This window comes from Antarcticirhabdus aurantiaca, from assembly GCF_009765365.1.
In the GTDB taxonomy this organism is placed as follows: Bacteria; Pseudomonadota; Alphaproteobacteria; order Rhizobiales; family Rhizobiaceae; genus Antarcticirhabdus; species Antarcticirhabdus aurantiaca.
The window spans coordinates 1-17,036 of record NZ_VTOM01000003.1; the positions used below are offsets into that span (position 1 = coordinate 1).

Genomic DNA, 17,036 nt, shown 5'->3' on the forward strand with positions numbered 1-17,036 from the left:
GGAGGTCGGCGAGGATGCCGATGGGGCGCCCGACGGCGGCCTCGACCGAGCGGATGCGGCGGACCAATTCGCGCATCAGGTCGTGGTCGGCATGGCTCATGTTGATGCGGAAGACGTCCGCGCCCGCCTCGTGCAGCTTGCGGATCATCGCCTCGTCGGAGGACGCCGGCCCGAGCGTCGCTAGAATCTTGACCCGTCGATTGCGTTTCATTGCGTGCCCGTGCCCCCGCGCGGCGCATCGGTGAGCTGGACCATCCAGCTCGCCTGCTCGCCCGTGTCGTATTGCCGGAACCCCATCTTCTGGTAGCCCCGCTTGAAGCAGTCCTGGACGCCGACGATCTTGAACTCGTCCTCCGCGATGCAGAGGTCGACGTCCCCGGCCCAGCGGCTGCGCCCCTCCGCGTCCTCCGCGTAGAGGTAGTAGTAGCGCGACTCCAGCTTGCCCTCCTTGATCGACTTACAGGTCGTCGCCGGGATGCGCCACCAGCCTTCCGTGGTCCAGCCGTCGGCGGCGCGATAGCCGATCGCCACGCCGACGAGTGACTGCGTCCCGTTGCAGACGCGGAAGTCGGCCGCGGCGGGTGCGGCGGTCAGCGGCGCTGCGGCGACGAAGCCGCAGATTCCGAGAGCCGCAACGCCGAGCCCGCGCGCGAAGTTGCGAAGGCAATCCATCGATATCGTCTCCTCCGGAGCCAAGCCGCGTCGTGGTTCCTATGCCGGTTGTCCCATAGCAGGCCAAGCTGTCAACGCCATGGCATTCCGGATGCGAATCGATTTGACGGCAAGCCCCGCAAGAGCTTCCGGCGACGGGTCTTGCATGGCCGGCGTCCCTCTTCGATATGGATGCCTCGAATCGAAACGACCGGAGGCAGCCCCATGAGCACCAGCGACGATCAGGAGCGGATCGCCTTCGAGGCAGCGGTCTACCGTCGGCTTCGCGACCATCTGCGCGAGCGCGGCGACGTCCAGAACATCGACCTGATGAACCTCGCCGGCTTCTGCCGGAACTGCCTGTCCAACTGGTACCGCGACGCCGCCGAGGCGTCCGGCCGGCCGATGACGAAGGACGAGGCGCGCGAGATCGTCTACGGCATGCCCTATGCCGAATGGCAGGCGAAGAACCAGCGCGACGCCTCGCCCGACGCGCTGGCCGCCTTCTCGGCGAACAAGCCGCATTCCTAGGCGGACAGCTTCGGGCAAGCCGGAACGGGCCTTTCAGGGCTTCGAGCTTTCACGCGGCGGCAGGCATGCCGCCCGCGCCTTCACCAAACCTGCATCCAGCGTCGAGGTTACCCCCATGTCCCAGGTCGAAGACGTCGCACAGGACCAGCTGCGATCCTTCGTCGAGCGCATCGAGCGCTTGGAGGAGGAAAAGAAGACCATCGGCGACGACATCAAGGACGTCTATGCCGAGGCCAAGGGTAACGGCTTCGACACGAAGGTGCTCCGAAAGGTCATCTCGCTGCGCAAGCAGGACGCCAACGAGCGGGCCGAGCAGGACGCCATCCTGGAACTCTACCTCCAGGCCCTCGGCATGGTCGTGGATCTTCCGAAGAATTGAACGGGCCTTCCGGCGGCCCGGCTCGATCCGGGTTCGCCGCCGGGCCGGCTGCCGGGCAGCGACGAACAGCTTCGTCGCCTTAAGTTGACTTTTCTTATCATGATTCCGTAAGGGTCGGCCGAAAGGCGCCGCCCCGCGGCGCCGCTTCGGCATCGCGCGGCGCCCGGACCGGTCAGGCGGCACGCGCACGAGTTCTTCGGAGACGCGTGTGACCCTGCCTCTCTCGCCCTGCCGGCGTCATCGGGCCGTGCAAGCCCTTCTTCTCGCGACACTGTCAGTGGCGCCCCTCGCGCCCAGCCTCGCTCAGACGCCAGCACAGCCGAGCCCGCCCGCCACGACGGACACGCTGGCAGTGCCCCCGGCGGTCGCTCCTGCAGCGCCGCCCGCGCAGCCGCAGGCGTCCACCGCCCCGCAGCAACCGCCCGCTCCGCCGACGACGCCTCCCAACGCGACGCCTGATGCCGCTCCCGCGCCTTCGGCGACCGCCGCGCCGACTGCGCCGCCGCCGAGTGCGGACGCACCCGCATCGGCGGACGGTCCGGCATCGACCGGCGCTCCGCTCTCGAACGAAGCAACCGCGCCCGCCCCGCTCGACAGCACGGCCGGCAACGCTGCGAACGACGTCGTCGTCGGCCCGGCAGCCGTTCCGGGCGAGGCGCTGCCGCACGACCTGTCCCCCTGGGGCATGTTCATGGCGGCCGACATCGTGGTGAAGGCGGTGATGGGCGGGCTCGCCTTCGCGTCCGTCGTGACCTTCACGATCCTCCTCGCGAAGGGCGTCGAGATCGCCTTCGCCAAGCGACGGGCGCGCCGCGGGATCCGCCGCCTCGTCGAGGCGGAAACGCTGGCCGAGGCGATCGGCGACGGCAAGCGCGCGAACCGCTGGGGCGGCCCGGTCGCGCTTCTCGCCCGCTCGGCGGAGGACGAGCGACGCCGCTCGGCGGGCCTCTCCGCCGACGGCATCAAGGAGCGCGTCGCCATCGCGCTGCAGCGCGTCGAGGCGGGCGCGGGACGCTCCATCACCCGGGGCACCGGCCTTCTCGCGACGATCGGATCCACCGCGCCCTTCGTCGGGCTGTTCGGCACGGTCTGGGGCATCATGAACTCGTTCATCGGCATCAGCCAGGCGAACACCACCAACCTCGCCGTGGTGGCGCCCGGCATCGCCGAAGCGCTGCTCGCGACGGCCATCGGCCTCGTCGCGGCGATCCCCGCCGTCGTCATCTACAACGTCTTCGCGCGCTCGATCTCCGGCTACCGCGCCCTCCTCTCCGACGGCTCGGCCCTCGTGATGCAGCACCTGTCGCGGCAGCTCGACCGCGCACGGACGGAAGTCGTGGCATCGCCGAGGCCGGCCGGCCACGTGGCGCAGCAGGCGGCGGAGTAGACCGATGGGCGTCAACCTCAAGCAGGGCGACGACGACGGGATGGGCGAGGTCTCCGAGATCAACGTCACGCCCTTCATCGACGTGTGCCTCGTTCTCCTCATCATCTTCATGGTCGCCGCGCCGCTCTCGACGGTGGACGTGCCCGTCGACCTGCCCGTTTCCAACGCGATGCCCGAGCCTCGGCCGGAGGAGCCGACCTACCTTACCGTGAAGTCGGACCTGTCCCTGATCCTCGGGGAGGAAGCGGTCGCGCCCGAGGCCTTGGCCGCGGCGCTCGAGGCGAAGACCGGCGGCAACCGCGACGAGCGCATCTTCCTGCGCGCCGACGGCGCCGTCGCCTACGGCTCGCTGATGGACGTCATGAACGACCTCCGCGACGCGGGCTACCTGAAGATCGCGCTGGTCGGGCTGGAGGATACGGGCCAAGGCGGGTCCGTGCCGCGGCCCGTCGCCGGGACGCCGGGATGAGCGCCGTCGTCTGGGTCGAGCGGGCGGAATCGAGCCGCCGGCTGGAAAGCCTTCGCTGGGGGACCTCGCTGGCGGTGGTGCTCGGCGGCTTCGCGGCCGGGGCGGTCGCTTTCGCGCAGAACCCGCCCGAGGCCGCGCCGCAGGGGGCGCCCGAAGCGACGATCGTGATCGACCTCGCGCCGCCGGCCGCCGCGCCCGACAGCGCCGGCGCCGAAGCGCCGCTCGAGGAGGCCGTGGAGCCGACGCCCGAACCCGTCGCCGAGGAAGCGCCTCCGGAGCCGGAGCCCCCGCCCCCCGAGCCTGCGCCCGAGCCGCAGCCTCCGCCGCCTCCGCCCGCGCCGCCTGAACCGGAACCCGAGCCGCCGCCGCCGCCGGAGGTTCCGGACGTTGTGGAGCCGCAACCGGAGCCACCGCTGCCGGAGGTGCCGGAACCCGAGCCCGAGCCGAATCCGCCGCCGGAGCCGGAGACGCAGCCGGAGCCGCTGCCACCCGAACCGACGACCCCGCCTCCGCCGAACGCGGAAGCCGTGATCGACGTGCCGATTCCGACCAGCCGTCCCGAGCCGCCGCCGCGCCGGGAACCGCCACCCCTCCGAGAGCGCCGGGTCGAGGAAGAGCCCCCGCGCCGCGACCGCGCGGCGGAGCGACGCGAGCGACAGGACCGGCAGGAGCGCGCCGAGCGGCAGGAACGAGCCGAGCGGCGCGAGCGTCAGGCCGCGGAGCAGCGCCGCGCGGCCTCGCAAGCGTCCGCCGCCTCCGAGGGGCGCGAGCGCCGGCAGGCCTCGCAGGGCGCCAACGTGTCGCGCGCGGCGCAGACGCGCTGGCAGAGCCAGGTGCAGGCGCGACTGGCGCGGGCGGCACGGGCGCAGCGCGCCGGCGGGCGCGGCGTGGTGCGCGTGTCGTTCCGCATCACCGCAGGCGGCGCCGCCACCTCGGTCCGGCTCGCCGGCTCATCGGGAAACGGCGCGCTCGACCGCGCCGCCGTCAGCCTCGTCGCCGGAACGAGCTTTCCGCCCCCGCCGGGCGGAGAGGCGGTGCAGCTGACCGTTCCGGTCCAGTTCGGCCGCTGAGGATCAGCAGTGGGATAAGAAAAGGCCCGGCGCGTCCACGACGCGCCGGGCCTTGATCATCATTCGTCGCCGGCCGGGAGGCTCGGCCTCAAGCGGAAACGGTCAGCGCGCGCCGCGGCGGCGCTTGTGGCCGAGACCCATCTGCTTGGCGAGACGCGAGCGGGCAGCGGCATAGTTCGGTGCCACCATGGGATAATCCGCCGGCAGATCCCACTTCTCGCGGTACTCTTCCGGCGAGAGATTGTAGTGCGTCATCAGATGGCGCTTCAGCGATTTGAACTTCTTGCCGTCCTCGAGGCAGACGATGAAGTCGTCGTGCACCGACTTCTTCACCGGGACGGCCGGCTTCGGCTTTTCAGCGGGCGCGGCCTGCTGAACCGCGTTGCTCCGGCCGAGCGCGCCGTAGACCTCGGAGATCAGCCCGGGGAGGTCGGATACGGGCAGCGAATTGTTGGCGACGTAGGCGGCCACGACTTCCGCGGTGAGCTCCATCAGGATCTCGTTGTTGTCGATGCTCTCAGCCTGGTCCATTCTGGATCCTTTCTTTCCGCTCGCCGTCTGCGAATGATGCGCGCCACCGGCGGCAGGGAGACCGCGGCGACACGTCGACGGAACTGGGGTTCTTCTTATACCTGGTGAGCCGACAATAGGCCTGCAAGCTCACGATCCCTCGATATTTCCGGAAATGTACTTCCTGTCAACATCCGATGGACGATCTCAAGATTTTCTTTGCCGCTGGAGGTCACTTCTCCGGGTAGTATCGCCGCAACTTCGCCGCATGTGTCAGTCTAGCGGATCGTGTCTTCTGCCCGCCGTTCGCACGTTGAACGGGACCATCTCGATGCGGATCATCGGGCTCTCATGGCAGTTCATACGCTCCTATTCGAGGCGTCCGCAGTCATAATAAGTTCGACAGACGAATTATCTGTCAGCGCCCGTCGAAGCTGCCTGTATCTCTCATGTAAAGCCCGCGCTTTGGCGTTGAGCGGCAGGTCGTTTGCTCCTCGCGGCCGAGCGCTGCCCCCGCGCATGCTAAGGTCGACGATACTATGCGGATGAAGAAAGGCCCGGGCGTTCATCTCGAACGCCCGGGCCTCCAACTGGGATCGATGCTGGATTGGATGCGGGATGCCGCCTCAGTCGAGCGCGGAAGCGCTGAACCGGCTGGAGCGGCCCGAACCGGCGGTCTCGTTCGAGAAGCCGGCGGCCGCGGGCGCGGCGTCCGGGCGCTGGGAGATCAGGCGGCCCATCTTGGCGATGAGCGCCGTCGAGGCCGCGTCGTCCGGGCTGGCGAAAGCCGAGGCGACGTCGATGCGCGAGGCGATCGCGTCCTGCGAGGAGCCCGGCGTCGGAATGGCGGCGCGCACAACGCGGCCGGTCTTGCCGCCCGTTGCCGTGGCAGGCACGGCCTTGGCGTGCGCGGCGGCCGGAGCGGGCGCGGACTGACCGCGAACCGGCGCCGGCACCGCGGCAGCGGCCGGCAGCGCCGTGCGGGCAGCCGTCTCGGCGCGCGCCGTCGGCCGGATCTCCGGACGCGGGGTGGGTGTCAGCGTGGCGACGCGCACCTCGGCAGCGGAGGCAGGGGCGACGGCGGCCGGCGCCGCGGCCGGAGCCGAGGCCTGCGCGGGCGCCGGAGCCGGTACGGCGGCGCGGGCGAGAACGTCCTCGATGCTCGCGCCGGGCGCCGGAGCCTCGGCGACAGCGACGGACGGGCGGCCCTTCAGCACCTCTTCGAAGATCGGGCGATCCTTCGGCGTCGGCACGGCGTAGGCGAGCTGAGCCGCGGCGGCCGGATCCGCGGCCGCGCGAGCCGCCTGGTCCTCGAGTGCCGCGACCATCGTGCTGGTGATCGGCTCGCCGGCTTCGGGCCGGACCGGCGCGAAGGTCGGCACGGGAATGTTCTGGAGCGCGGCAACGGCCGTCGACGCCTCGGCGGGCGCCGGCGCGGCGGCGGCGGGCGCGCTGGTGTCGAAGTCGCTCGCCATGCCGACGGCGACGCCACCCGGCAGGGCCGGCCGGTTCGATGGCGTGACGGCGGCGACGGCCGTTCCGCCCCGCGGCGCGGCGGGCTCGGCAGCGGCGGGCGCGGTCCGGCCGCGGGCGGCCGGCGCGGCGCGAACCGCCGGTGCGACGTCCGCATCCGCCATGTCCTCGGCCTCGTCGGAGCCGCCGCCGAAGATCGTGGCGAGCAGGGAGCGACCGCCGGAGCGGGTTTCCTGCGCGTTGGCGACGAGGCTCGCCTGGCCGGCGCGGCGCGCCTTGTAGGAGGCCAGCGCCTGCTGGTAGCCCGGCAGCGGCTTGCCGTCGGACGGCACGTGGATCGTGTTGCCGTTCGGGAAGACGGCCGCGAGCTCCTTGCGGCTCATGCGCGGCCAGTGGCGCGCATTGCCGACGTCGAAGTGGACGAAGGGCGAGCCCGAGCGGGGGTAATAGCCGACGCCGCCGACCTGCATCTTCAGGCCGATGTCGCGCAGCTTGCGGAGCGGCACGTCGGGCAGGAACCAGTCGAGCGCCTTGCCGCGGGTGTGCTGGCTTTCCTTGGCGACGCCCGACGAGCGCGAGCGCAGCATGTTGTTCGTGGCCGGCGCGCGGAAGCCGCAGATCACGTTGATGTAGTCGCGCGAGCCGGACTGGCGGTAGGCTTCCCAGACGAGGTCGAGGAGCTGCGGGTCCATCTTGGTCGGCTGGTTGCGCCGCCAGTCGCGCAGGAAGACGTTGATGCGCTGCAGCCCGTCCGGGATGTACCGGCCGTTGCGCTTGTAGGCGATCTCGGCCCGCTCGCGAGTGTGCAGATTGTAGAACTTCAGCGTCCGCGTTTCGGCGGCCGCGACGGACAGCGTCGCGCCCGTCAGCAAGAGGCCGATCGCCGTCGTGGCGCTTACGCGACGAAGCCAACGGATGGCGCGGTCGGTCGATCCGGACATGCGGAGCTATCCCCCTCCAGGCGAGGTTGCGGCAGGCGTCCCCAAGATTGCTGCCCGCCGCCTCAAGCCTTCTCTGATCCAGGCAGAGTCAACAGAACTGCGGCACGAAGATGACGACGCCAATGGTACGCATCATATGCCAAGAAAAGCCTTAAGCAGTTGTTAAGCTAAACGAATCGCGAAGACTGCCCGAAGACCTGCCAGACACGCCGAAGAACCCGGTCGCCGCACAGCCTCCCCCTTCCGTTTCCCACAGGGAACTCGAAGACGGAGCCGACGCGGCGACGCGGTTCGGCGAGCCCGAAGGCCTCGGCGCTGAACTCAGGTCTCGATGCCATACTCGCGAAGTTTGCGATACAGCGTCGAGCGTCCGATCCCCAAACGCCGGGCGATCTCGCTCATCCGCCCGCCATATTGCTCGACGGCCATGCGGATCAAGTCGGCTTCAACATCTTCGAGGCGGCGAATCTCCCCGGCGGCGTTGCGCCAGCCTGCGGTCGGGCGCTCGCCCTCGCCGGCCTCTTCCGCGGCCCGGACCACCGGCCGGGCCGCGGCAGCGCCGCGATCCGCCGCCTCGGGCACCTCGCCGTTCGGAATCAAGGCATCGGCGATCTGGGGAAAGTCGTCCGGCGTCAACGCTTCACCGTCCGCCAGCACCACGGCGCGCCGCACGGCGTTTTCCAGCTGGCGGATGTTGCCGGGCCAGGGATAGGCCCGCAGCAGCGCCAGCGCGTCGCTCGTGAAGCGCCTCGCCGGAGAGCCGGGCTCGCTCCGGCGGAAGCGGCCGAGGAAGCTCCGGGCGAGGTCGTCGATCTCCGCGGTTCGCTGGCGCAGCGGCGGCACGCGCACCGACAGGACGTTCAGCCGGTAATAGAGGTCCTCGCGAAAGCGCCCCTCGCGAACGGCGGCGGCGAGATCGCGATTGGTGGCGGATACGAGGCGCACGTTGGTTCGCACCGGCGCCCGCCCCCCGACCGGATCGACCTCGCCGTCCTGGAGGACGCGGAGAAGCTTGACCTGGACGTCCAGCGGCACCTCGCCGATCTCGTCGAGAAACAGGGTCCCGCCATCCGCTTCGAGGAACTTGCCGGGATGTCGGTCGCCGGCATCGGTGAAGGCGCCCTTGGCGTGGCCGAACAGGATGCTCTCCACGAGCTGGCCGGGCAGCGCCGCGCAGTTGACCGCGACGAAGGGGGCCCGCGCCCGTTTCGAGGCCGCGTGGACGGCGCGTGCAAGCCATTCCTTGCCGACGCCCGTCTCGCCCTCGACGAGAAGCGGAATCGCCGAATCGGCCGCCTTGAGCGCCTGCGCCAGGACGGGGCGCAGCGCTTCGCTCGCGCCGTAGGTTCCTGCCGCTGGCGGCTCGGCAGCGGAAACGCGGCGGCTCTCCTCGCGTTCGGCCTCGCTCGCCTGCGCCACCCGGATCGCTCCGGTCAGGGCCTTCTGCAGCTTCTCCGGGCTTGCCGGCTTCACCACGAAGTCGAAGGCGCCCGCGCGCATCGCCTCGACCACCGCGTCAATCGAGCCTCGCGCCGTCTGGACCACGATCGGCCGCGCGAAGCCTGCGCGCCGCAGCTCGGTCATGACCTCGATGCCGTTCTTGTCGGGCATGGCGAGGTCGAGCACCACGGCGTCGACCTCCCGCCCCGCGCGGCCCGTCAGCGCTTCGATCGCCGCCTGACCGCCATCGCAATTGAGCGTGCGAAATCCCATCTTCGACACTTGGGCATCCAAGAGCCGACGCTGTATAGGATCGTCGTCGACGATCATCACGAGCTGGGTCATTTCGAGTCTCCCGTCCCGACTTGCTACGGGACTGGCTCAATATGGCACCGACGGTTGAAGCCCGACTGAAGAAGAACAGATAACGCCCGGCCTATCCGGCCGTCCGAATTTGAATCGAATTTGTCGCCGTGGCATCATCGAAGAGTAGTCCATGATCAACCAGAACGCCTCGCCCTCGGCGGCCGCCGCTTCGAAGTTCGGCGCCGTCGATGAGCTTCCGACCTGGAACCTCGACGATCTTTATCCTTCGATGGACAGCCCCCGGATCGAGGAGGACCTCGCCGCAGCCGCCGCGGAGGCCGAGGCGTTCCAGTCGCGCTGGCGCGGCGCCCTGGCGCAGGCCGCCTCGCCGGACGCGCCGGCCGGCCTGCGCCTTGCCGAAGCGGTGCAGGCCTACGAGGCGATCGACGAGCGGCTCGGGCGCCTCGTATCCTTCGCCGGCCTCATTTACGCCAGCGACACAGCCGATCCGATCCGGGCGAAGTTCTTCGGCGACATCCAGTCCCGCGTCACGGACATCGCTTCGCGCCTCATCTTCTTTACGCTGGAGCTGAACCGAATCGACGACGCGGCGATGGATGCGGCACTCGCCGCCGACCCGGCGCTGGCGCATTACGGGCCGTGGCTCGTCGACCTGCGCAAGGACAAGCCCTATCAGCTCGAAGACCGGGTCGAGGAGCTGTTCCACGAGAAGTCGGTGACCGGGCACGGGGCCTGGAACCGCCTCTTCGACGAGACGATGACCTCGCTGCGCTTCCGCGTCGACACCGACGAGCTGACGCTCGAGGAAACGCTGAACCTCCTTCAGGACCCCGACCGGACCCGCCGCCGCACCGCCGCCGAGGCGCTCGCCAAGGTCTTCGCCGAGAACCTGCGCATCTTCACCCTGGTCACCAACACCCTGGCCAAGGACAAGGAGATTTCCGACCGCTGGCGCGGCTTCGCGGACGTCGCGGATTCGCGCCACCTCGCCAACCGCGTCGAGCGCGAGGTCGTCGACGCGCTCGCCCAGGCGGTGTCCGAGGCCTATCCGAAGCTGTCCCACCGCTACTACGCGATGAAGGCGCGCTGGCTCGGGCTCGACGTTCTCGACCATTGGGACCGCAACGCGCCCCTGCCCCAGGCCGACAACCGCGACATCCCCTGGGCGGAGGCGCGCCAGACCGTGCTGTCGGCCTATTCCGGCTTCGCGCCGGAGATGAGCGAGATCGCGGCTCGCTTCTTCGACAAGCGCTGGATCGACGCGGGCGTTCGCCCCGGCAAGTCGCCGGGCGCCTTCGCGCACCCGACCGTGCCGAGCGTTCACCCCTACGTGCTCCTCAACTACATGGGCAAGCCGAGGGACGTCATGACGCTCGCCCACGAGCTCGGGCACGGCGTCCACCAGGTGCTCGCCGCCCATCAGGGCGCGCTGATGGCCTCGACGCCGCTGACGCTCGCCGAGACGGCCTCCGTGTTCGGCGAGATGCTGACCTTCCGCTCGCTGCTCGACGCGGCGGCGACGCCCGCCCAGCGCCGTTCGCTTCTCGCCTCAAAGGTCGAGGACATGCTGAACACGGTGGTGCGCCAGATCGCCTTCTACCAGTTCGAGCGCGAGATCCACACGGAGCGGCGCAACGGCGAGCTGACGGCGAACCGCATCGGCGAGATCTGGATGGACGTGCAGGCCAAGGCTCTCGGTCCGGCGATCCGGCTCGGGCCGGGCTACGAGACCTTCTGGACCTACATTCCGCACTTCATCCACTCGCCCTTCTACGTTTACGCCTACGCCTTCGGCGACTGCCTGGTGAACTCGCTCTACGCCGTCTACCAGAACGGCGATCCGGGCTTTCAGGCCAAGTACTTCGAGATGCTGAAAGCCGGCGGCACCAAGCACCATTCCGAGCTTCTGGCCCCCTTCGGCCTCGACGCCTCCGACCCCGCCTTCTGGCAGAAGGGTCTGTCCGTCATCGCCGGCTTCATCGACGAGCTGGAGGCGATGGAGGGTTGAGGGAGCGCCATCCGGCGCGGGGCTGCCCCGCGCCGCCGCCCCTTTCAAATGACAGCGAAACCGTCTAGCCCGCTGCGCAGACGGCCCGACCGCGGGCGACGAGACAAGGAAGAGAACCGATGGCAAAAGAAGCGAAGCATCCGGTCCACGCCAAGATCACCGGTCCGATCGTGATGATCGGCTTCGGCTCGATCGGCAAGGGCACGCTGCCGCTGATCGAACGCCATTTCCAGTACGACAAGTCGCGCTTCACGGTGATCGACCCGAACCCGCGCGACAAGGCGCTGCTCGACGAGCGCGGCATCAAGTTCGTGCAGGAAGCCGTGACGCGCAAGAACTACGTCGACCTCCTGAAGCCGCTCCTCACGGAAGGCGAAGGCCAGGGCTTCTGCGTCAACCTCTCGGTCGACACCGGCTCGCTCGACCTCATGAAGCTCTGCCGCGAGCTCGGCGTCCTCTACATCGACACCGTCGTCGAGCCCTGGCTCGGCTTCTACTTCGACGAGTCGCTGTCCAACGCCGACCGCACGAACTACGCGCTACGCGAGACCGTGCGCAAGGAGAAGCGCAAGAACCCCGGCGGCACGACGGCCGTGTCCTGCTGCGGCGCCAATCCCGGCATGGTGTCCTGGTTCGTCAAGCAGGCGCTCGTCAACGTCGCCCGCGACACGGGCCTGGAGTTCGAGGAGCCGACCCAGGACGACCGCGAGGGCTGGGCGAAGCTCATGAAGAAGGTCGGCGTCAAGGGCATCCACATCGCCGAGCGCGATACCCAGCGCGCCAAGAACCCCAAGCCCCTCAACGTGTTCTGGAACACCTGGTCTGTCGAGGGCTTCCTGTCGGAGGGCATGCAGCCGGCCGAGCTCGGCTGGGGCACGCACGAGACCTGGCGCCCGAAGAACGCCAAGGACCACGAGAAGGGCCATCAGGCCGCCATCTACCTGGAGCAGCCCGGCGCCAACACGCGCGTCCGCACCTGGTGCCCGACGCCGGGCCCGCAATACGGCTTCCTGGTGACGCACAACGAGTCGATCTCGATCGCCGACTACTTCACCCATCGCAACAAGCATGACGAGGTCACCTTCCGGCCGACCTGCCACTACGCCTACCATCCCTGCAACGACGCCGTCCTGTCGCTGCACGAGCTATTCGGCGCGGCGGGCAAGTTCCAGCCGGAGCACCACGTTCTCGACGAGAACGAGCTCATCGACGGCATCGACGAGCTCGGCGTCCTCCTCTACGGCCACGACAAGAACGCCTACTGGTACGGCTCGCAGCTCTCGCTCGAGGAGACGCGCCGCATCGCGCCCTACCAGAACGCCACGGGCCTCCAGGTGACCTCGGCCGTTCTCGCCGGCATGGTCTGGGCGCTGGAGAACCCGGAAGCCGGCATCGTCGAGGCCGACGAGATGGACTACAAGCGCTGCCTCGAAGTGCAGTCGCCCTATCTCGGCCCGGTCAAGGGCTACTACACCGACTGGACGCCGCTCACCGACCGTCCCGGCCTCTTCCCGGAGGACCTCGACGAGAAGGATCCCTGGCAGTTCCGCAACATCCTGGTGCGTTGACAGGAAAAGCTCGACGAACCGGTCACTTGTTGGGGGCGGTGCCGCGCGGCACCGCCCTTTTTCGTTCGCCGGCGTAAGGACGCACGCTTCGCGACAGCTTCGCCTCGCAATGTTCGATCCGTGTTCCATATCAAGTGCATGGACAAGATTTCCGGATCGGCCCTTGAGCTGATGGCCGTAACTGCGACGAGACACCTTCGAGACCGCCCTGACGGAGGGAGAACGGAGGCGAGGATGATGTTCGAAACGGTCAGCGACGCAGACCGGATGAGAGAGGTGGTGTCCGAAGTGATGGACGCCGTGATGTCGGGAAAGGGCACGGCCATCGCCGCGCACCTCGCCCCCGGCGCGCTCTTCACCAACCGGAGCAACGCCGGAGCGTTCGACGCGCCCTGGTTCGACCGGCTGGAGGGCGAGTATCGCCTTGCCGGGCCGGAGGAGGTGAAGTCCTTCATGGCCGAGCTCATGCAGAAGGCGACCTACCTGTCCTACGAGCAGCGCGGCATCCTCGTCGAGGACGGCGAGGCCGCGAGCCGCTGCGACTGGACCCGGCTCTACGAGAAGGACGGAACGGTGGTGACCGGCACGACCATGTACTGGTTCGCCTTCACCAGCGACTTCCGCATCCGCTCGATCGAGTCGATCGGCTCGATCCACTCGGTCATTCCGTCCCGGCGGGGTGCCGAAACCTCGGCCTGATCGTTTCTCGCCTCCGCTCGATTGATGCCGCGCGGCGCCTCTGCTCTACTTTCCCTCAAGTTCTAACGTTCCCGTGATTCCGGAGAGTTCACCGATGCGCCGCGTTCTGGCCAGCCTGCTGCTTCCCGTCCTCTTCGCCGGTCTCTCCGGCTGCCAGACGGCGCCCCAGGAGGAGGTGGCGGTGGTTCAGCCGAGGCCGCAAGGGATCGACGGCCGCTGGACCTCGATCGGCGGGCCGGTTCCCTACACCGCCACGTTCCAGGGCGGACGCTTCACCACCACGGAGAACGCGACCAGCGCGCTTCTGGCCGAGGGAAGCTATACGAGCCTGGGTCCCGGCCAAGTGACGATCACCTATACGTCGCGCCGGACGAACCAGCGCGTGGCCGCCAACTGCAACCAGACGGGACCCAACACCCTGGCCTGCGCGACCTCGGCGAACAGCCGCTTCGAGCTGTCGCGGGCCTGAGGCCGATTGCCGGCGTGCCGGCCGGCACGCCGTCGTCTATATGTCGGTCGATCCCGACCGTTTTGCGCGGGTCCGCGGCGCCGAGGCGCTCCGGGCCCGCAACCTTGACCGGATGAAGACATGAACGCCCACACCCGCACGGTCGCCGAGCGCGCGATCGGCCCCCTGCCCGCCGGCCATCCGCCCGTGGCCCGCCCGAAGGTCGGCGTGCTCCTCGTCAATCTCGGCACGCCGGACGGCACGGACTACTGGTCGATGCGCCGGTACCTGCGCGAGTTCCTGTCGGACAAGCGCGTCATCGAGTGGCCGCGCGCCGTCTGGTATCCGATCCTCCACGGCATCGTTCTGTCCAAGCGCCCGCAGAAGTCGGGCGCGGCCTATGCCGAGATCTGGAACACCGAGCGCAACGAATCGCCGCTGCGCACCTTCACCCGCGCGCAGGGCGAGAAGCTCGCCGCCCGCCTCGCCGGCCAAGCCGAGATCGCCGTCGACTGGGCGATGCGCTACGGCAATCCGTCGATCGCCAGCCGAATGGACGCGCTCCAGGCGCAGGGCTGCGACCGGATTCTCGTCTACCCGCTTTATCCGCAGTACTCGGCCTCGACCACGGCGACCGTGAACGACAAGGCCTTCGAGCACCTGATGGGCAAGCGCTGGATGCCGGCGTTGCGCACGGTCCCGGCCTATCACGACGAGCCCGTCTACATCGACGCTCTCGCCCGCTCGATCGAGACGCACCTGGCGACCCTCGACTTCGAGCCCGAGCGCGTCATCGCTTCGTATCACGGCATTCCGCAGAGCTATTTCCGCAAGGGCGACCCCTACCACTGCCACTGCCAGAAGACCTCGCGCCTCCTCGAGGAGCGGCTCGGCTGGCCGAAGGGCCGCTTCATGACGACCTTCCAGTCCCGCTTCGGACCGGAAGAATGGCTGCAGCCCTATACCGACAAGACGGTGGAGGCGCTGGCCAAGGAGGGCGTGAAGCGCATCGCCGTCCTTAATCCCGGCTTCGTCTCGGACTGCCTGGAAACCCTGGAGGAGATCGCGGGCGAAGCCGGCGAGATCTTCCTGCACAATGGCGGCGAGAAGTTCAGCCACATCCCCTGCCTCAACGACTCCGAGCCGGGAATGGACGTGATCGAGCACATGGTGCGGCGCGAGCTGCGCGGCTGGGTCGACTGAGGTCCTGGGCGCCGGCGTGCACGCCGTCGCAAGCTTCCCGCCACCTCGCGTGTTTACCTCTCGGCAACGCAGGCGCGACGGCGCGGTGACGAGGCGGAAACCGCATGGCAGGGGCGAACATCGACGGGACGGGCTGGCGCCGCCGACTTGGCGCCTGCCTTCTCGCTGCGGGCATCGCGCCGGCGGCACTGGCGCAGGAGCCCCCACCGGGTCCGGTCCAGCAGGCCCCCTCTTCCCTCGCCAACGACCTTCGACCGGCCGACGGCGACTTCCAGCTGCCGCGGGCGCGCAACGCGCCGCGATTGACCCAGAGCAATGGCAGCCTGCAGGACGAAGTCGACCCGATGGACGCGCTCGAAGCGGAAGCGCGTCGAACGGGCGAGGCCGACGACGAGAGCGAAGGCGGCGCTGGGGCCGCGCCTCCGACGCGCCCGACACCGAGCTTCGACCTCTTCGCCGAACCGGAGCGTCCGGCCTCGGCCCTCGATCGGCCGAGCGCGCAGGCCGCGCCCGTCAATCCCGAACCGTTCGGCGCCGCGCCGGCCGATGCCCGAGCAGCGGTCGGTCCGGGAGACGCCACCGATCTCGCCGGGGCGCTTCGGCGCGGGGCGATCGGGCCGGGCGACACCGCAACCGCCACGACCGCCCGCGCCGCTGCGGTACGGCCGAGCGTGCGCGTCGACGACGCGCGTCCAGACCTGTTCGGCGGCACGCCGCCGCGCCCGACATCCCTGCGCAACCCATTGCCCGCGACCGACCCGGACGATCCCTTCGCGGCGATCGGCATCCGGGCCGGCTCGTTCGTGCTGTATCCGACGCTTCTCCAGACGCTCGGCGCCTCGACCAACCTCGAGGCCGAGCCGGACGGGCGATCGGGCATCTTCAGCGAGACGACCCTCTCGGCACGTCTCCTGTCGGACTGGTCGCGCCACGAGGCCGAAGCCAATGCGAGCGCCACCTATCGCCGCAACTTCCAGGGCGAGCTGCGCGACGATCCCCGCGTCGAGGCGGACGCGCGCCTGCGCTTCGATCTCGGCGCTCGGATGGGCGCGACGATCCGCGGCGCATTCAGCTACCGCCGGGACGACGCGGCGGACGCCGACGATCCCGGCGCGTCCGGCGAGCGCCCGGACGCGTTCGACGGCACGCTGGCCGCCGAGCTCGAGCGCAGCTTCGGCCGCATCCTCCTGCGGGGCACGGGCTCGCTGTCGCGGAGCGTCGAGGAGAGCGCCGTGGCAGGCATTCCCGACGAGCGCTACACGACCGCGACCGCGGCGCTGCGCGCGGGCTACGAACTCTCGCCGGCGCTCCAGCCCTTCGCCGAGGCGAGCCTCGGCCGGCGCCTCTTCGACTCCTCGCCCGTTCTCGGCGGCGACGGCCCCGACGCGACCATCTCCGCGCTTCGGACCGGAACGACCTTCCGCCTCAGCGAGAAGCTCTTCGGCGAGGCGGCGGTCGGCTACGCCTGGAGCGACCCCGACGAGGGTTTCCGCGCGACCCGCTCGCCGACCTTCGACGCGCTCCTCACGTGGTCGCCCCGGCGCGGCACGGACGTGACGCTGACGGCCGCGACGCGCTTCGAGCCGGGCTCAGACGGCCTCTCGTCGGAAACGGTCTACGACGCCGCGCTGGGCGTTTCCCACCGGCTGCGGGCGCGCATCGATCTCGACGGACGCCTGGCCGGGCGCGTCACCGATTCGTCGATCACCGGCGGCGACGAGACGCTTCTCTCGTTCGAGGCCGGCGTGACCTACTGGCTGAGCCGAGCAGCCGCCCTGACGACGCTCTACCGCCACGAGGACCTGTTCAGCGACCGGGCCAGGGCGGACTGGCGCGCCGACACGATCCAGCTCGGCATTCGCCTGCAGCGCTGAAGCGCGTGGCAACGAAAAGCCCCGCAGCGCCGGTCGGGCGCCGCGGGGCTTGCTCGGC

Annotated in this window: 16 protein-coding genes; 11 read left to right on the forward strand and 5 right to left on the reverse strand. The window is 69.6% G+C overall.

The window, feature by feature from the left end; genetic code table 11:
• The coding region (locus FZN60_RS03820) for a pyruvate kinase (protein WP_246726579.1) at window positions 1-211 on the reverse strand (211 nt) is incomplete at its 3' end.
• Window positions 208-672 (reverse strand): DUF1036 domain-containing protein, encoded by a 465-nt coding sequence (locus FZN60_RS03825; RefSeq protein ID WP_158871296.1) that lies wholly within the window; start codon window positions 670-672, stop codon window positions 208-210. The genes FZN60_RS03825 and FZN60_RS03820, both read right to left, overlap by 4 nt.
• Window positions 673-876: 204 nt before the next feature.
• Between FZN60_RS03825 and FZN60_RS03830 the strand changes: the two genes are divergently transcribed.
• The 5 genes from FZN60_RS03830 (at window position 877) to FZN60_RS03850 (ending at window position 4,487) form a co-directional block, all read left to right on the forward strand.
• Complete coding sequence (locus FZN60_RS03830) at window positions 877-1,182, forward strand: DUF1244 domain-containing protein (RefSeq protein ID WP_158871299.1); 306 nt, start codon at window positions 877-879, stop codon at window positions 1,180-1,182.
• A gap of 115 nt (window positions 1,183-1,297) precedes the next feature.
• Window positions 1,298-1,561, forward strand: coding sequence for a DUF2312 domain-containing protein (locus tag FZN60_RS03835; RefSeq protein ID WP_158871301.1), 264 nt, complete (start codon window positions 1,298-1,300; stop codon window positions 1,559-1,561).
• A gap of 208 nt (window positions 1,562-1,769) precedes the next feature.
• Window positions 1,770-2,948: a tonB-system energizer ExbB gene (gene exbB / locus FZN60_RS03840; RefSeq protein WP_246726580.1), complete on the forward strand. Its 1,179-nt coding sequence runs from the start codon at window positions 1,770-1,772 to the stop codon at window positions 2,946-2,948.
• A 4-nt stretch (window positions 2,949-2,952) separates the two neighbouring features.
• Window positions 2,953-3,417 carry a TonB system transport protein ExbD gene (gene exbD, locus FZN60_RS03845; protein ID WP_158871303.1) on the forward strand — a complete coding sequence of 155 codons (465 nt, stop codon included), beginning with the start codon at window positions 2,953-2,955 and terminating at the stop codon, window positions 3,415-3,417.
• Complete coding sequence (locus FZN60_RS03850) at window positions 3,414-4,487, forward strand: energy transducer TonB family protein (RefSeq protein ID WP_158871305.1); 1,074 nt, start codon at window positions 3,414-3,416, stop codon at window positions 4,485-4,487. Before exbD ends, FZN60_RS03850 begins: the two co-directional genes overlap by 4 nt.
• Before the next feature lie 102 nt (window positions 4,488-4,589).
• Here the strand turns inward: FZN60_RS03850 and FZN60_RS03855 are convergent, their stop codons facing one another.
• The 3 genes from FZN60_RS03855 to FZN60_RS03865 form a co-directional block, all read right to left on the reverse strand.
• The gene (locus FZN60_RS03855) at window positions 4,590-5,018 is read right to left on the reverse strand and encodes a Ros/MucR family transcriptional regulator (RefSeq protein WP_158871307.1); all 429 of its coding nucleotides are present in this window, start codon (window positions 5,016-5,018) and stop codon (window positions 4,590-4,592) included.
• A 605-nt stretch (window positions 5,019-5,623) separates the two neighbouring features.
• Window positions 5,624-7,411 carry a peptidoglycan L,D-endopeptidase MepK gene (locus tag FZN60_RS28570; RefSeq protein WP_199266480.1) on the reverse strand — a complete coding sequence of 596 codons (1,788 nt, stop codon included), beginning with the start codon at window positions 7,409-7,411 and terminating at the stop codon, window positions 5,624-5,626.
• Window positions 7,412-7,732: 321 nt separating this feature from the next.
• On the reverse strand, window positions 7,733-9,196 hold the full coding sequence (locus tag FZN60_RS03865) for a sigma-54-dependent transcriptional regulator (RefSeq protein WP_158871309.1): 1,464 nt from the start codon (window positions 9,194-9,196) through the stop codon (window positions 7,733-7,735).
• A gap of 151 nt (window positions 9,197-9,347) precedes the next feature.
• Between FZN60_RS03865 and FZN60_RS03870 the strand changes: the two genes are divergently transcribed.
• The 6 genes from FZN60_RS03870 (at window position 9,348) to FZN60_RS03895 (ending at window position 16,978) form a co-directional block, all read left to right on the forward strand.
• Window positions 9,348-11,186 carry a M3 family oligoendopeptidase gene (locus FZN60_RS03870; RefSeq protein WP_158871311.1) on the forward strand — a complete coding sequence of 613 codons (1,839 nt, stop codon included), beginning with the start codon at window positions 9,348-9,350 and terminating at the stop codon, window positions 11,184-11,186.
• Window positions 11,187-11,305: 119 nt separating this feature from the next.
• Window positions 11,306-12,754, forward strand: coding sequence for a homospermidine synthase (locus FZN60_RS03875; protein WP_158871313.1), 1,449 nt, complete (start codon window positions 11,306-11,308; stop codon window positions 12,752-12,754).
• Window positions 12,755-12,988: 234 nt separating this feature from the next.
• On the forward strand, window positions 12,989-13,453 hold the full coding sequence (locus tag FZN60_RS03880; RefSeq protein WP_246726581.1) for a nuclear transport factor 2 family protein: 465 nt from the start codon (window positions 12,989-12,991) through the stop codon (window positions 13,451-13,453).
• A gap of 94 nt (window positions 13,454-13,547) precedes the next feature.
• A complete protein-coding gene (locus tag FZN60_RS03885) occupies window positions 13,548-13,922 on the forward strand; it encodes an Omp10 family outer membrane lipoprotein (protein ID WP_158871315.1) in 375 nt (124 codons plus the stop codon).
• Between the two features lie 120 nt (window positions 13,923-14,042).
• Window positions 14,043-15,104 carry a ferrochelatase gene (gene hemH, locus FZN60_RS03890; RefSeq protein ID WP_158871316.1) on the forward strand — a complete coding sequence of 354 codons (1,062 nt, stop codon included), beginning with the start codon at window positions 14,043-14,045 and terminating at the stop codon, window positions 15,102-15,104.
• 104 nt (window positions 15,105-15,208) lie between these two features.
• A complete protein-coding gene (locus FZN60_RS03895) occupies window positions 15,209-16,978 on the forward strand; it encodes an outer membrane beta-barrel protein (protein WP_158871318.1) in 1,770 nt (589 codons plus the stop codon).
• Window positions 16,979-17,036 lie beyond the last annotated feature (58 nt).

Excerpts from the sequence above, each read along its gene's own strand:
- FZN60_RS03875 (WP_158871313.1), top strand. The coding sequence starts at position 11,306 with ATGGCAAAAGAAGCGAAGCATCCGGTCCACGCCAAGATCACCGGTCCG.
- FZN60_RS03850 (WP_158871305.1), top strand. The coding sequence starts at position 3,414 with ATGAGCGCCGTCGTCTGGGTCGAGCGGGCGGAATCGAGCCGCCGGCTG.
- FZN60_RS03855 (WP_158871307.1), bottom strand. The coding sequence starts at position 5,018 with ATGGACCAGGCTGAGAGCATCGACAACAACGAGATCCTGATGGAGCTC.
- exbD (WP_158871303.1), top strand. The coding sequence starts at position 2,953 with ATGGGCGTCAACCTCAAGCAGGGCGACGACGACGGGATGGGCGAGGTC.
- hemH (WP_158871316.1), top strand. The coding sequence starts at position 14,043 with ATGAACGCCCACACCCGCACGGTCGCCGAGCGCGCGATCGGCCCCCTG.
- FZN60_RS03830 (WP_158871299.1), top strand. The coding sequence starts at position 877 with ATGAGCACCAGCGACGATCAGGAGCGGATCGCCTTCGAGGCAGCGGTC.
- FZN60_RS03865 (WP_158871309.1), bottom strand. The coding sequence starts at position 9,196 with ATGACCCAGCTCGTGATGATCGTCGACGACGATCCTATACAGCGTCGG.
- FZN60_RS03895 (WP_158871318.1), top strand. The coding sequence starts at position 15,209 with ATGGCAGGGGCGAACATCGACGGGACGGGCTGGCGCCGCCGACTTGGC.
- FZN60_RS03880 (WP_246726581.1), top strand. The coding sequence starts at position 12,989 with ATGATGTTCGAAACGGTCAGCGACGCAGACCGGATGAGAGAGGTGGTG.
- FZN60_RS03870 (WP_158871311.1), top strand. The coding sequence starts at position 9,348 with ATGATCAACCAGAACGCCTCGCCCTCGGCGGCCGCCGCTTCGAAGTTC.
- FZN60_RS28570 (WP_199266480.1), bottom strand. The coding sequence starts at position 7,411 with ATGTCCGGATCGACCGACCGCGCCATCCGTTGGCTTCGTCGCGTAAGC.
- FZN60_RS03835 (WP_158871301.1), top strand. The coding sequence starts at position 1,298 with ATGTCCCAGGTCGAAGACGTCGCACAGGACCAGCTGCGATCCTTCGTC.
- FZN60_RS03885 (WP_158871315.1), top strand. The coding sequence starts at position 13,548 with ATGCGCCGCGTTCTGGCCAGCCTGCTGCTTCCCGTCCTCTTCGCCGGT.
- FZN60_RS03825 (WP_158871296.1), bottom strand. The coding sequence starts at position 672 with ATGGATTGCCTTCGCAACTTCGCGCGCGGGCTCGGCGTTGCGGCTCTC.